Source organism: Bhargavaea massiliensis (genome assembly GCF_018390575.1).
Lineage (GTDB): Bacteria > Bacillota > Bacilli > Bacillales_A > Planococcaceae > Bhargavaea > Bhargavaea massiliensis.
In genome coordinates this window covers 1-509 of the sequence record NZ_JAHBCJ010000021.1, presented here as the reverse complement: position 1 = coordinate 509, position 509 = coordinate 1, and the positions used below count along the sequence as shown (strand labels likewise).

Annotated in this window: 3 tRNA genes; all 3 read right to left on the bottom strand. The window is 46.8% G+C overall.

Features of this window, described 5'->3' with window-relative positions:
* Positions 1–69 precede the first annotated feature (69 nt).
* Positions 70–143 (bottom strand) — tRNA-Gly (locus KHA84_RS15185).
* Between the two features lie 4 nt (positions 144–147).
* A tRNA-Arg gene (locus tag KHA84_RS15180) sits at positions 148–224 on the bottom strand.
* A gap of 18 nt (positions 225–242) precedes the next feature.
* Positions 243–330 (bottom strand) — tRNA-Leu (locus tag KHA84_RS15175).
* Between the last annotated feature and the right edge of the window lie 179 nt (positions 331–509).

Sequence of the window (509 nt, the reverse complement as noted above, 5' to 3'; positions counted from 1 at the left end):
GGGGATCGGGAACTCATTTCATCAGCGTTTTGCTGTTCAGTTTTCAAGGTTCATTTATCAAACAAATAATGGAGCGGGTGAAGGGAATCGAACCCTCATCATCAGCTTGGAAGGCTGAGGTTTTACCACTAAACTACACCCGCGAAGTGGCGCGCCCGGCAGAAGTCGAATCCACAACCTTCTGATCCGTAGTCAGACGCTCTATCCAATTGAGCTACGGGCGCACATCTTATAAAAATAAATGGTGCGGTAGAGAGGACTTGAACCTCCACGGGATTTAACTCCCACTAGGCCCTCAACCTAGCGCGTCTGCCATTCCGCCACTACCGCATGTTAAAAGTGATTCGGTTTTCAAGAAGTTGCTTTGTTCGCTTTCGTTCCAGCGACAAGATTTATTATATAACCTTTGTCTCAGGAAGTCAACGACTTTTTTCAACTTTTTTCGAACCGTTTTTAAAGGGTGGTGAGCCATGCAGGGCTCGAACCTGCGACCCTCTGATTAAAAGTCA